The organism is Paenibacillus septentrionalis (assembly GCF_042659865.1).
In the GTDB taxonomy this organism is placed as follows: Bacteria; Bacillota; Bacilli; order Paenibacillales; family Paenibacillaceae; genus Pristimantibacillus; species Pristimantibacillus septentrionalis.
In genome coordinates, this window is record NZ_JBHSTE010000002.1 from 524,303 (window position 1) to 537,464 (window position 13,162).

Consider the following 13,162-nt stretch of genomic DNA (forward strand, 5'->3'; position numbering starts at 1 on the left):
TGCATGCCGTAGCACTGCAACAGAATCCTCCAGTAACGCTCCACCTTATGCTTGAGCTGCAATACGTGGAATTTGAACCTTATTCAATGCAGGCGATTGACTGTCCAGCACCCGGACTAGCTGTCCACGGCATTCATTGACACCCGCTTCTGTAATTTTCACTCGACAAATTTGTCCAATCAGTTCCTCGGAACCCTCAAATACGATCGAAATATAATTGTCTGAGTAGCCCATAATTAGACCTTTGCCTTCGTTGCCCTTTTGCTCACGCTCAGGGATCACATCCAGCACCTCGCCAACATAGCGCTGCGCATAATCAAGCTGCATGCTTTCAGAAAGCTCAATCAGCTTGTGAACACGCTCATGCTTCACTTCCTCATCGACCTGGTCTGTCATGCGTGCAGCAGGCGTTCCAGTTCGGCGGGAATATGGGAAAACGTGCATTTCAGCAAAGCCGATTTCCTTCATAAAGCGATAGCCTTCCTCGAACATTTCATCCGTTTCGCCCGGGAAGCCAACAATTACGTCTGTCGTGATCGCAACGCCCGGCATTGCTTCCTTAATACGTCTAATTTTCTCTGCATACTGCTCAGTCGTATATTTGCGTCTCATGCGCTTCAATACGCTATTTTCGCCAGCTTGAAGCGGAATGTGCAGATGACGACACATTTTTGAGGACTTATTCAATACGTCAATCATCTCATCGTCAATTTGACTCGCTTCAATTGAGCTGATGCGAATGCGCTCCAGCCCTTCAACCTTATCAAGATCCCATAACAGACGAGTCAGATTGTAGTCTTCCATGTCGTCCCCGTATCCGCCAGTATGAATCCCTGTTAATACGATTTCCTTATAGCCAGAGGCAACAAGCTGCTTCGCTTGCTCTACAACCGTAAGCGGATCACGACTACGTGACAGACCGCGCGACCAAGGAATGATGCAAAACGTACAGAAATTGTTGCAGCCCTCTTGAATTTTCAAAAACGCACGTGTGCGCTCGGTGAAGCTAGGCACATTCAGCTCTTCAAAGGTGCGCGTCTTCATAATGTTGCGCACTGCATTGACAGGTTGACGCTCGTCCTGAATTTGCTTCACATACGTCATAATTTTATCTCGATCCTGTGTTCCAATGACAAGATCGACACCTTCAATTGCTATAATTTCAGCTGGTGAGGTTTGTGCATAGCAACCCGTTACTGCAATAATCGCATCAGGATTGCGGCGAATTGCGCGCCTAATAATTTGGCGGCTTTTTTTATCACCTGTATTCGTTACCGTACAGGTATTAATTAAGTATACATCAGCAGAACTGGATTCGAAGTCTACCTGCTCATATCCAGCCTCCTTGAAAACTTGCCATATTGCTTCTGTATCATAGAAGTTAACTTTACATCCAACTGTGTAAAATGCGACCGTAGACATTGTGGTCACACGCCTCCCATCTCGCCTGATTCATATAGTATGCAGGATAATGCAGCGATTCCTGCTGTTTCAGCTCGTAATATTCGTTTGCCAAGTCCAACCAGTACTGCGCCAGCAGCTTCAGCCTCTGTCGCTTCACGCTCAGAAAATCCACCCTCTGGTCCTGCTATAAGCAACACTGAGGGGTTGTCCTTAGATTGCTTGGAATGTTTAAACTTTTGCAGCGCATCCTTCAAGCCGATGCCATGTCCTTCGTCGCCTGCGCGCTCGTAGCAAAACAGTGTCAAGTCATAGTCGGCAATATGCGCGAGCAGTTGTTTCCAGCTCTTAGGCTCAGCTACGTGCGGAATCGCATCGCGATGGCTTTGCTCTGCCGCTTCCTTAATGATCTTGCTCCAGCGCTCCAAACGCTTCGCTTCTTTTTTTTGGTCATACTGCACAATAACGCGCTCGGATTGAAAGGGTACGAATGCAGCTGCGCCTATCTCGGTGCACTTCTGCATAATGAGCTCCATCTTATCACCCTTCGGCAGCCCCTGTGCAATCGTCACTCGCCATGTCGGTTCTGCCTGCTGCTCCAGCTCTTCAGCTACGGTAAGGTGGACCACTTTTCCTGCAAGCTCTGTAATGACTGCTCGAACCGTTCGATCAACCCCATTGCTGACTATAACCTCGGAGCCCTCCGTCATTCGCATGACACGCATAATATGATGAGCATCGTCATGCTCAATAACGATGTGCTCGCCAACAAACTGCTCCGGCTTTACAAAATATCTTTGCATCGTCTTCATCCTTCGTATCTGTTTCCTAACAGATTAAAATAATACCATGAAAAAGTTTAATATGTCATACGATAATTTTTGGCCCCATAGTAAAATTGGCGTTAGCGTATAACGGCGCAGCGGCTCAATAAATACGAGCAGCAGGAAGATAATCGTTCCCCAATGCGCGTTCTGATCCAGCTTATAGCGCGTGTGAAAAGGAAGCAGCTCAGAAACAATACGATAGCCGTCAAGCGGCGGTAACGGTATAAGATTAAACACAAATAATAGAAAACTAAAATGGATCATATACGTAAAAAACACTTCGATTGCGCTTGCCACGCCTTCTGAGCCAGCAAAAATCCAGCCAGTCTTAATCAATATAACGAAAATGATAATTGACAGAATTCCCAGAAGCAGATTACTTAACGGACCTACTAACGATACGATAATGCTCATTGCCCTTGGATTTTTAAAGCGGCTAGAACGAACCGGAACCGGCTTCGCCCAACCAAATCCTGCAACGAGAATAAGAATAAACCCTAATATATCCAAATGCACGAATGGATTTAGCGTGACACGCCCTTCACGATAAGCCGTGTCATCACCAAATTTATAAGCTGCATACGCATGGGCAAATTCATGCACCGTAAATTGGATCAGCAACACTAAGACGATAAACGGTAAGACATCTATCGGAAATGCTAAAAAATTACCCATTTACTCACCCTTTGGCTTACGCGCAACGAATGCCAGCCAATCCTCATCTCTAAATTTATCCTCGATGATAAATCCTGATGCGATTAACGCCTGCTCGACAACTTCTTCTTTGTTTTTCCATATTCCAGAAGCGATATATGTACCGCCTGGCTTCAATGCCTCATACACATCATCAATAAACAGCATAATGATCTCGGCCAATATGTTGGCAACGACAAGGTCTACTGGAGGCTTAACCATTAGCGACTCTCGTTGTTCGCTATCTTGGCGCAGCACCCCTAATAAATCGCTCAAGCGAATATCCACTTGCTCAGAAAGTCCGTTCAGACTGACATTTTCAGTAGCGCTTGATACGGCAACCGGATCCAGATCGAGTGCAAGGACGGCTTTGGCGCCAAGCTTCATAGCTCCAATTGCAAGCACACCAGAGCCTGTTCCAACGTCGATCACTTCCTCGCCGCCTTGAATGACGCTTTCCAATGTTTTAAGACATAACGATGTTGTCGGATGCGTACCTGTTCCAAATGCCATGCCTGGATCAAGTTCAATTATCAGCTCATTAGCTTCTGGCTGATAATCCTCCCAGGTCGGCTTTATTGTAATTCGGTCAGTAATGCGAATCGGATGAAAATAATCCTTCCATGCCGTAGCCCAATCCTCATCATCAACCTCTATATAGGAGTATTCTACGTTGCCCGGATCAATGCCAAATTCGTGTAGCCCCTCTACGCGAGGCTTCAGAGCCTGCACAAGCTGCTCCATATCCGTCTCTTCCGGAAAATATCCCTTAATAATTGCCTGACCCTCCGGAATGTCATTAAGCGGAGTATCATACCATTGTCCATATGATGTATCTCTTGGTTTGTTCAATGTTCCGGATTCTTCAATTGATACGCCACCCGCACCAAACTCATGTAAAAAATTCGATATCATTTCCGTTGCAACCTCTGTCGTTGCAATCGTGATTTCATACCATTTCATTGCTAACCCTCCGTTACTAACGTACACTTTCAACAAGCCTAACTTCTATTGTACAACAGCTGCACAGTAATGACAAAGGAAAGCGCAATTAAAACGGAAAAAACAGCATATAAAAATACCGAACGAGTTTTCGTTCGGTAAGAATGGATTTAGTCGTTTCCGAGAACTTTGAAGCCCTTGATCAGACACAACCTAGTCTTCGAATTGTTGTTTTTTCATTCTGCTGCCTTTGCGGGAAGGGGTTTTACTTTTTGACTTGCTCTCCTCTTGAGGCTCATCGTAAAACTCCTCAGCAAACTCGCCATCCCAATCAGCTGGCAAGTCGCCAAAGTTCACCTTCTCCATCTCATTCTTTTCGTTGTACACACCGTCACCTCCAAAAAAATTGATGCACAAACGGTAGTATTAGGAAAAGAAAGCTGTTGTATACCCGTTTAACGTGAACAGTTGTAAAAACAATCAAATTACATAAAAGCCGAGCGTCGCAGCGATACCTTTGTCTGAATACATAGGTATCGCTGTATGACGCCCGGCTCTGCTTAAAATCAAGCATACAAGCTTGATCAATTATAGATTCTATCGTACAAGCTCAACGTTATTCACCGCGGAATGCTTTTTTCATGCGCTCAAAAATAGACTCATGATGCTCTTCGGAGCTTGTGACAGCTTGACTGCTCAAGCCGCCGAATTGTCTTAGCAGTTCCTTTTGCTCATCGCTAAGATTCGTTGGCGTAACAACGGTCACTTTTATGTGTTGATCACCGTTGCCGATGCCTCTTAGCTTCGGCACACCCTTCCCTTTTAAGCGGAAGTACTTTCCTGTTTGCGTACCTGCAGGAATTTTCATTTTCACACGCTCTGTTAACGTTGGCACTTCGATTTCGTCACCTAACGCAGCCTGTGCAAATGTAATTGGCACCTCCAGGTAAATATCGTCGCCCTCACGGTCGAAGTACTCATGCGATTTCACGCGAAGCACAATGTACAGATCTCCTGCTGGTCCTCCGTTTTTACCGCCTTCGCCTTCACCGCTAATGCGAATTTGCTGACCATCATCTACACCTGCAGGGATAGTCACTTTAATGCGGCGCTGCTTTCTTACGCGTCCATTTCCATGACAGGTTCCACATTTGTCCACAATGATTTTTCCGGTACCGCGGCACGTTTGACAAACACGACGGTTGGCAATACGTCCAAACGGTGTATTTTGCACCACTTCCTGCTGACCTGTACCGTGACATGTTGTACATACCTTAGGCGAGGTTCCTGGCTTGGCACCGGACCCATGACACGTATCGCAGCTTTCCTCGCGAGGGATGGTGACCTCAGTTTCTTTACCGAATACCGCTTCAACAAATTCAACGGTCATCGTGTACTGAAGATCATTGCCTCGTTGTGGCGCATTAGGATCACGTTGGCGTCCACCGCCACCAAAGAACATATCGAATATATCTCCAAATCCACCAAAGTCAGCGCCGCCTGCGCCGCCCATTCCTTGATTCGGATCAACATGGCCAAATTGGTCGTAAGTAGAACGTTTGCCATCATCACTTAGCACATCATAAGCTTCTTTTACTTCTTTGAATTTTTCCTCTGCATCCGCTGCTTTATTAACATCGGGATGATATTGTCGAGCGAGCTTACGGTAGGCCTTTTTAATATCGTCTGTTGACGCATCCTTGCCTACTCCCAGCACTTCATAATAATCTCGCTTTCCAGCCAATTGATCTCACCTCCCATTTTCAAGTAGCTATTATACCATCAATCCTGATACGGTACTATACAATGACAAGCGAAAGGTCAAAGATCGGCAAGCCGCTTTGACCTTTCATCGCCAATATTACTTCTTGTTGTCATCCACAACTTCGTAATCAGCATCAACTACATCATCTTTACCGCCTGCTGCTCCAGCATCAGTGCCTTGCGCACCTGCTTCAGCTTGTTGAGCTTGCTCATACAGCTTCGTAGAAAGCTGTTGAACAATTGCCATAAGCTCATCTGTTGCAGTCTTGATTTGATCTGCATCATCTGTAGCAATCGCAGCTTTCACTTTTTCTTTCGCTTCATTAGCTTTAGCTACTTCAGACTCGTCTACTTTTCCTTCAAGGTCTTTCAACGTTTTTTCAGTTTGGTATACAAGCTGGTCTGCGTTGTTTTTCGCCTCTACTAGCTCTTTACGCTTCGCATCCTGCTCAGCATGAAGCTCAGCTTCCTTCATCATTTTTTCAATTTCTTCATCGCTCAGACCGCTTGAAGAAGTGATCGTGATGTTTTGGCTCTTGCCTGTACCTTTATCCATTGCAGATACGTTAACGATACCGTTGGCATCGATGTCGAACTTAACTTCGATTTGCGGTACGCCGCGTGGAGCTGGTGGAATATCATTCAACTGGAAGCGACCCAATGTTTTGTTGTCCGCTGCCATTGGACGCTCACCCTGCAATACATGAATTTCTACACCAGGCTGGTTGTCAGCATACGTAGAGAAAATTTGAGATTTGCTTGTTGGGATCGTTGTGTTGCGCTCGATCATTTTCGTAAATACGCCGCCAGCTGTTTCGATACCAAGAGATAGTGGCGTTACGTCTAGTAGAACGACATCCTTCACATCACCTGTAAGCACGCCCGCTTGAACAGCAGCGCCCAGTGCAACAACCTCATCCGGGTTAACGCCTTTGTGAGGGTCTTTACCAGTAAGCTTTTTAACAGCCTCTTGTACAGCTGGAATACGAGTAGAGCCACCAACTAGTACAATTTTGTCGATTTCGTTCGTAGACAAGCCTGCGTCTTTCAATGCTTGACGAGCAGGTATCATCGTACGCTCTACTAGATCAGCAGATAGCTCTTCGAATTTCGCACGAGTAAGATTCATTTCCAAATGGGCAGGTACACTGTCTACCATTGTAATGAACGGCAAGGAAATCGTAGTTGTTAGAACGCCGGAAAGCTCTTTTTTCGCTTTTTCAGCAGCATCCTTCAATCGCTGAACCGCTGCTTTATCCTTGGAAAGATCAATGCCATGCTCTTTCTTGAATTCTGCTACAAGATAATCAATGATGACTTGGTCAAAATCGTCACCGCCCAGCTGGTTGTCGCCGCTCGTTGCTTTAACTTCGAAGAAGCCATCGCCAAGCTCAAGAATCGATACGTCAAATGTACCGCCACCAAGGTCATAGACAAGAATCGTTTGATCCTCTGATTTTTCCAAACCATAAGCGAGTGCCGCAGCTGTTGGCTCGTTGACAATACGAAGTACTTCTAAGCCTGCAATTTTACCAGCATCTTTAGTCGCTTGACGCTGGCTGTCATTGAAGTAAGCAGGAACGGTAATAACCGCTTGCGTTACAGGCTGACCAAGATAAGCCTCTGCGTCAGCTTTAAGCTTTTGCAGAATAATCGCAGAAATTTCCTGCGGAGAGTATTCTTTACCGTCAATCACTTCTTTGTGGTTCGTACCCATATGACGCTTGATCGAAATAATGGTACGGTCTGGATTCGTAATAGCTTGACGTTTTGCTGTCTCACCAACAATACGCTCACCGTCTTTTTTGAAACCTACAACAGATGGTGTTGTACGTCCACCCTCAGGGTTAGGAATAACAACTGCCTCGCCGCCTTCCATAACGGCAACACAGGAGTTTGTAGTACCAAGGTCAATACCAATAACTTTACTCATTTGCAAATCCTCCTAAATAGTCTAAATCTAACTATGCATTGTTCGAATTGAACATTGCGTGGTTTTCATTAAGTAAGTGAATCTATTGTTATATATAGAAGCAAGCAGCTTAGCCGCTCACTTTAACCATTGCTGGTCGGATAACTTTATCCTTAAGCATGTAGCCTTTTTGTAATTCCTCAACTACAATGCCTTCCTCATACTCATCTGTTTCAACGGTCATAACGGCCTGATGAAACTCAGGATTGAACGGCGTGCCTACTGCATTCATAACGGTAAGGCCCTCTGCTTCCATCGTACTCATTAGCTGACGGAAGATCATGTCCAGCCCCTTCGCAAGCGCCACATAGTCGCCTGATTCGGCAGCTACAGACAATGCACGGTCGAAGTTATCAACCGCAGGCAGCAAGTTTTCCACTAGCTTAGCAGATGCGTATTTGGCAAGCTCCTCTTTCTCTCGCTGTGTTCTTTTTCTGAAGTTGTCATAATCTGCTTGAACACGCAGCAGCTTGTTGTTTGCTTCCTCAAGCTGTTTTTTCAGTTGTTCAGCTTCTAGATTTCCTTGCTCAACTTCTTCTTCATTTAGGGTTGTCTCATTTGCTTCCTCTTGAATAGTGTCTGCAAGATTTTGCTCCTCTTGCTCGACAAATTCATTGTTTTGCTCTTTCGTACTCACCCTGTCACCTCCTAATATTAGTGCGGCTTATTTGTTGAACCATCGCCCCATAATGGTGGTCATATCTTTGGATATTACATCAAGATATCGGATTACCTTGCCGTACTCCATGCGAGTTGGACCAAGAATTCCAATCGTACCAAGCACATTGCCATCAATTGCATACGTTGCAGTAATTAAACTGCAGTCTGCAATCGCCTGATGCGCATTTTCAGTACCAATACGAACTCGAATACCTTGTGGTTGCGAAGAAAACAGTTGCATAACCGTATGTGTTTCCTCTAGCATATCCAATATCGTTTTAACTTTATCGACATCCTTAAATTCAGGCTGGATTAACATGTTGGTTGTACCACTCATGTAGACGCGATGCTCGTCTCCCTGCTTTAATGCATCATCGATCACATTAATCAAACCTTCAAAGTGTCCGACATAACGTTCCAGCTCCTGCGCAACCTCGGAATAAAGCTTGGACTTCAAATGAATGAGCGGAACACCAGCAAGCTTCGTATTCAATATATTCGTAACCTTTTGCAGCTGATCCATCGATAGCCCCGAAGGAATCGTAACCGTACGATTTTCAACATGTCCCGTATCCGTCACGATAATCGCAACTGCAGTATGCTCATTAATTGGAACAAGCCCAAAGTGCTTCAAGGCATTGCTGAACGTCTCCGGTCCAAGCAGAATAGATGTATAGTTCGTCAGATTGGACAGCACAAGCGCAGCATGCTGAATAACCTGCTCCATCCGATTTAATTCCTCTGTTAAAAAGGAACGAATTTTCACCTTATCAATATCCAAATCTGTCTGATCAGTTTGCTTCAATAAATGATCGACATAATAGCGATATCCTAGTGTAGAAGGAATTCGACCAGCGGAAGTATGAGGCTGCTCGAGATAGCCGAGATCCTCTAAATCTGCCATTTCATTTCGGATCGTTGCCGGACTGAAGCTGACATCATCTCGCTTGGAAATGCTTCGAGATCCGACAGGTTCTGCTGATCGAATATAGTCGTCTACAATTGCTTTTAGTATTAACCTTTGTCGCTCTGTTAGCATTTCATCATCCTCCGTTTCAAAAGGTTAAATCGTACTCTGCTTGCCGTTAGCACTCGTTAACCTTGAGTGCTAATCATTAATACAAAAATACCAAATCGGCCTGAGCATTGTCAAGTGATTTGGTATTGAACTTATTGGAGCTTTTTCAACACTGCAATTTCATCACATGCGTGACGCTTTGGACAATTCATGCAATCTGTCCATACCTTCTCAGGAAAAATTTCTTTATCGACAACTTCAAAGCCATTTTTCACAAAAAATGATACAGCATAGGTTAGCGCCATAATTTTGCTAATCCCTTGATTTTTTGCATTGCTGATTAATTGCTCTACAATCAATCCGCCTATTCCGTAACCCTTATAGCCTTCGGACATCCCGAGCGAGCGAATCTCAACAAGATCATCACCAAGCTTAGTCAATGCACCGCATCCAACAAACTTGCCTTCGATTTCAGCTATAACGAACGTATCTATACTTCTAAGCAGTGCTTCACGCGAGCGAGGCAGCATAATTCCTTTCTCAGCATAGCCATTAATAAGTTGATACAAGGAATCTACATCCTCATTTGTTGCATTTCTACATAAAACATGCAGGGTTTGCATAGCTGCCTCCACCTCCGAGTGAGCACAAGAATTAATAAATATTCAATCAATATGAATGAATATACATCAATCCGCAACAATTTGCAATGCAAAACATTAAAAATCCGCTAAAAACGCTGCAAATACCTCATTTCCTAGAAGCAGCCCTTTACCAGTTAAACGATAGATTGTATCCTGGCCGGAGGCTACTCGCTCCATAAGCCCCTGCTCGACCTGGCGATCAATTTTGTCCCCGAAATCAGCCTCAAGGTCCGCATTCGGAAACTGCTCGGCATAACGCGAAGCAGTAACTCCTTCAAGCAGTCTTAAACCAACCATCATATAATCTTCTTTGGCTTCCTGCTCGGTAATTTCATACTCCTCCAAACGAGGCAGCTTTGTTTTGCAGGCATCAATATACGGTTGAACCCCTTTAATATTCATGTGGCGCTTGCGATCGACATAGCCATGGGCTCCAGTGCCAAGACCATAATATGATTCATTGCGCCAATAGGTGCTATTATGACGGCTTTCAAAGCCAGGCTTGGCAAAATTGCTTATTTCATAATGCTTGTACCCTGCCTTCGTAATGCGATCAATCAGCAGTAAGTACATATTGTATTCATCCTCTTCAGGCGGCAAAACAAGCTCACTGCGTTCATACAGCTTGTGGAACAATGTATTCTCTTCAATCTTCAGGCTATAGAGCGAATAATGCGGCAGTTCAAGCTCCAATGCCTTTCTTACGCTATCCTCAAGCAGCTCGACGGTTTGACCGGGAAGCCCGAACATCAGATCAATCGACATATTGGTAAAGCCAACCGCTCGCGCATTTTCCAAGCTGCGGTAAACGTCCTCCACCTCATGGATTCGACCTATGCGCTTCAACAGCTCGTTATCGAACGACTGTACACCGAAGCTGATCCGATTCACGCCGCCGTCCTTCATCGCTTGAAGCTTGTCGCGATCGGTTGTGCCGGGATTCGCCTCCATAGAGAACTCTACATCATCTGCAAGCGGGAACCAGCGGTGCACAGAAGCTAGAAACTTTTCCATTTGAGGAGGCGTTAACACCGTTGGTGTTCCTCCGCCTACAAATACAGTTTTGATTCGCTTTGGTGTCCAGCGTTCTACCGTTTGCTGCATTTCAAGCTCCAGTGCATCCAAATAAGCATCCACAGGCTGCCCCTTTAATATATAGGAAGTAAAATCACAGTAATGGCATTTATTCGTACAAAACGGGATATGAATATAAAGCGCTTCTGGCTGCATTCATACTCCTCCTTTCCAAGAGCAAAAGGGCTGCCTCGTTCCCGATTGCAGCATCGACAACTACGCCAGCCCTTTCTTCACATAACACTTATTTCGATATCTTATATGAGAAGCTTAGACAGCTTAATCCTCGTCGATTTTCAGTACCGCCATAAATGCTTCCTGCGGTACCTCAACACTGCCGACCTGCTTCATTCGTTTTTTACCTTCTTTTTGCTTCTCTAGCAGCTTACGCTTACGGCTGATGTCACCGCCATAGCATTTGGCAAGTACGTTTTTACGCATCGCCTTAACGGTTTCACGCGCAATAATTTTTGTACCTACTGAAGCTTGGATCGGCACCTCGAACATTTGACGAGGAATAAGACCTCTTAATTTTTCGCAAATGATACGGCCGCGATGATAAGCTCGATCTCGGTGAACAATGACGGACAATGCATCGACTTGCTCGCCGTTCAGCATTATATCCATCTTCACGAGATTCGAACGACGATAGCCAATTAGCTCGTAATCGAATGAAGCGTAGCCCTTCGTGCTTGATTTCAGCTGATCGAAGAAATCATAAACAATTTCAGCTAGCGGAAGATTGTACGTAATCGTAACACGATTCTCATCCAAATACTCCATGTTGACAAATTCACCGCGCTTGTTTTGGCACAGCTCCATAATCGACCCTACATAATCATTTGGCACGATAATGTTGGCTTTAACAAACGGCTCCTCGACATAATCCAGCTTGCCTACTTCCGGATAATTGGATGGATTGTCAATCTCGATAACGGACCCGTTCGTTAACGTAACACGATAAATAACGCTTGGCGCTGTCGTAATAAGCGGAATATTGAATTCGCGCTCAATACGCTCTTGAATAACCTCCATATGCAGAAGTCCCAAGAACCCACAGCGGAAGCCGAAGCCTAGCGCCGTTGAGCTTTCTGGCTCATAGCGAAGCGAAGCATCGTTCAGCTCAAGCTTCTCTAGTGCCTCACGCAAATCGTTATAATCCTGCGAATCAATCGGGTACAAACCGCAGTATACCATCGGGTTGATGCGTCGGTATCCAGGGAGTCCTTCGCTGGCAGGACGGTTGGCATCAGTAATTGTATCCCCGACACGCGTGTCCTTCACATTTTTAACACCAGCTACAACAAATCCTACATCGCCAACACGCAGCTCATCGATAATCGTTGTTTTCGGTGTGAAGCAGCCCACCTCGATCACTTCAAACTCAGCATCGGTTGCCATGAAACGGATTTTTTGTCCAGCCTTGATTGAACCATTAACAACACGAACGTAGACGATAACACCCTTATAAGCATCATAATGAGAGTCAAATATGAGAGCTTGCAGCGGTGCATCTGGATCACCTTCAGGCGCCGGAACTTTAGCTACAATTTCCTCAAGTATATCTTCTATCCCAATGCCAGCCTTGGCAGAAGCAAGTACAGCTTCGCTTGCATCAAGACCGATTACGTCCTCGATCTCCTGCTTTACGCGTTCAGGCTCTGCGCTTGGCAAATCTATTTTGTTAATGACAGGCAATATCTCCAAATTGTTATCTAGCGCCAAGTACACATTTGCTAATGTTTGCGCTTCGATTCCTTGTGCAGCGTCAACGACCAACAAAGCTCCCTCACAAGCCGCAAGGCTTCGAGATACTTCATATGTAAAGTCGACGTGTCCAGGTGTGTCGATCAAGTTCAGTAGATACTCTTCACCGTCTTTTGCACGATACGCCAATCGTACGGATTGCAATTTAATCGTAATGCCTCGCTCACGCTCAAGGTCCATCTTATCCAGTACTTGAGACTGCATTTCTCTAGAGCTTAGCGCGCCTGTAATTTCAATAAGTCTGTCCGCCAATGTCGACTTTCCATGGTCAATATGAGCGATAATCGAAAAATTTCTAATTTTTTTCTGTCTTTCGCGAACGTCGGTCATGCCTAACCTCCACACATTCCTTGAATAAAATCAATCAACCTATTATAACAGTAAGCGTTATTCACATCAA

The 13,162-nt window shown here is 45.1% G+C and carries 12 protein-coding genes; all 12 read right to left on the reverse strand.

Going from position 1 to position 13,162, the window contains the following annotated elements; genetic code table 11:
• Positions 1-45 precede the first annotated feature (45 nt).
• The 12 genes from mtaB to lepA all read right to left on the reverse strand — a co-directional run bounded on the left by mtaB (position 46) and on the right by lepA (position 13,092).
• Positions 46-1,422 carry a tRNA (N(6)-L-threonylcarbamoyladenosine(37)-C(2))-methylthiotransferase MtaB gene (gene mtaB / locus ACFP56_RS07480; protein WP_379232856.1) on the reverse strand — a complete coding sequence of 459 codons (1,377 nt, stop codon included), beginning with the start codon at positions 1,420-1,422 and terminating at the stop codon, positions 46-48.
• Between the two features lie 5 nt (positions 1,423-1,427).
• Positions 1,428-2,204 carry a 16S rRNA (uracil(1498)-N(3))-methyltransferase gene (locus ACFP56_RS07485; RefSeq protein ID WP_379232858.1) on the reverse strand — a complete coding sequence of 259 codons (777 nt, stop codon included), beginning with the start codon at positions 2,202-2,204 and terminating at the stop codon, positions 1,428-1,430.
• 33 nt (positions 2,205-2,237) lie between these two features.
• Positions 2,238-2,903, reverse strand: coding sequence for a site-2 protease family protein (locus tag ACFP56_RS07490; RefSeq protein WP_379232860.1), 666 nt, complete (start codon positions 2,901-2,903; stop codon positions 2,238-2,240).
• A complete protein-coding gene (gene prmA, locus ACFP56_RS07495) occupies positions 2,904-3,884 on the reverse strand; it encodes a 50S ribosomal protein L11 methyltransferase (protein WP_379232862.1) in 981 nt (326 codons plus the stop codon).
• A gap of 192 nt (positions 3,885-4,076) precedes the next feature.
• Positions 4,077-4,250 carry a YfhD family protein gene (locus ACFP56_RS07500; protein WP_379232865.1) on the reverse strand — a complete coding sequence of 58 codons (174 nt, stop codon included), beginning with the start codon at positions 4,248-4,250 and terminating at the stop codon, positions 4,077-4,079.
• Between the two features lie 229 nt (positions 4,251-4,479).
• Positions 4,480-5,607, reverse strand: a complete 1,128-nt coding sequence (gene dnaJ / locus ACFP56_RS07505) for a molecular chaperone DnaJ (RefSeq protein ID WP_379232867.1) — start codon at positions 5,605-5,607, stop codon at positions 4,480-4,482.
• Between the two features lie 117 nt (positions 5,608-5,724).
• On the reverse strand, positions 5,725-7,560 hold the full coding sequence (gene dnaK, locus ACFP56_RS07510; RefSeq protein ID WP_379232869.1) for a molecular chaperone DnaK: 1,836 nt from the start codon (positions 7,558-7,560) through the stop codon (positions 5,725-5,727).
• 109 nt (positions 7,561-7,669) lie between these two features.
• Positions 7,670-8,236 (reverse strand): nucleotide exchange factor GrpE, encoded by a 567-nt coding sequence (gene grpE, locus ACFP56_RS07515; protein ID WP_379232872.1) that lies wholly within the window; start codon positions 8,234-8,236, stop codon positions 7,670-7,672.
• 27 nt (positions 8,237-8,263) lie between these two features.
• Positions 8,264-9,298 carry a heat-inducible transcriptional repressor HrcA gene (gene hrcA, locus ACFP56_RS07520; RefSeq protein ID WP_379232874.1) on the reverse strand — a complete coding sequence of 345 codons (1,035 nt, stop codon included), beginning with the start codon at positions 9,296-9,298 and terminating at the stop codon, positions 8,264-8,266.
• Between the two features lie 131 nt (positions 9,299-9,429).
• Positions 9,430-9,900, reverse strand: coding sequence for an N-acetyltransferase (locus ACFP56_RS07525; protein ID WP_379232877.1), 471 nt, complete (start codon positions 9,898-9,900; stop codon positions 9,430-9,432).
• Positions 9,901-9,996: 96 nt separating this feature from the next.
• On the reverse strand, positions 9,997-11,151 hold the full coding sequence (gene hemW / locus ACFP56_RS07530) for a radical SAM family heme chaperone HemW (protein ID WP_379232879.1): 1,155 nt from the start codon (positions 11,149-11,151) through the stop codon (positions 9,997-9,999).
• A gap of 123 nt (positions 11,152-11,274) precedes the next feature.
• Positions 11,275-13,092, reverse strand: a complete 1,818-nt coding sequence (gene lepA, locus ACFP56_RS07535) for a translation elongation factor 4 (RefSeq protein WP_379232882.1) — start codon at positions 13,090-13,092, stop codon at positions 11,275-11,277.
• Positions 13,093-13,162: the final 70 nt, after the last annotated feature.

Bases quoted from the DNA above. Each gene is read 5' to 3' on its own strand.
- hemW (WP_379232879.1), bottom strand. From the start codon at position 11,151: ATGCAGCCAGAAGCGCTTTATATTCATATCCCGTTTTGTACGAATAAA.
- ACFP56_RS07490 (WP_379232860.1), bottom strand. From the start codon at position 2,903: ATGGGTAATTTTTTAGCATTTCCGATAGATGTCTTACCGTTTATCGTC.
- ACFP56_RS07525 (WP_379232877.1), bottom strand. From the start codon at position 9,900: ATGCAAACCCTGCATGTTTTATGTAGAAATGCAACAAATGAGGATGTA.
- mtaB (WP_379232856.1), bottom strand. From the start codon at position 1,422: ATGTCTACGGTCGCATTTTACACAGTTGGATGTAAAGTTAACTTCTAT.
- lepA (WP_379232882.1), bottom strand. From the start codon at position 13,092: ATGACCGACGTTCGCGAAAGACAGAAAAAAATTAGAAATTTTTCGATT.
- hrcA (WP_379232874.1), bottom strand. From the start codon at position 9,298: ATGCTAACAGAGCGACAAAGGTTAATACTAAAAGCAATTGTAGACGAC.
- ACFP56_RS07485 (WP_379232858.1), bottom strand. From the start codon at position 2,204: ATGCAAAGATATTTTGTAAAGCCGGAGCAGTTTGTTGGCGAGCACATC.
- prmA (WP_379232862.1), bottom strand. From the start codon at position 3,884: ATGAAATGGTATGAAATCACGATTGCAACGACAGAGGTTGCAACGGAA.
- dnaK (WP_379232869.1), bottom strand. From the start codon at position 7,560: ATGAGTAAAGTTATTGGTATTGACCTTGGTACTACAAACTCCTGTGTT.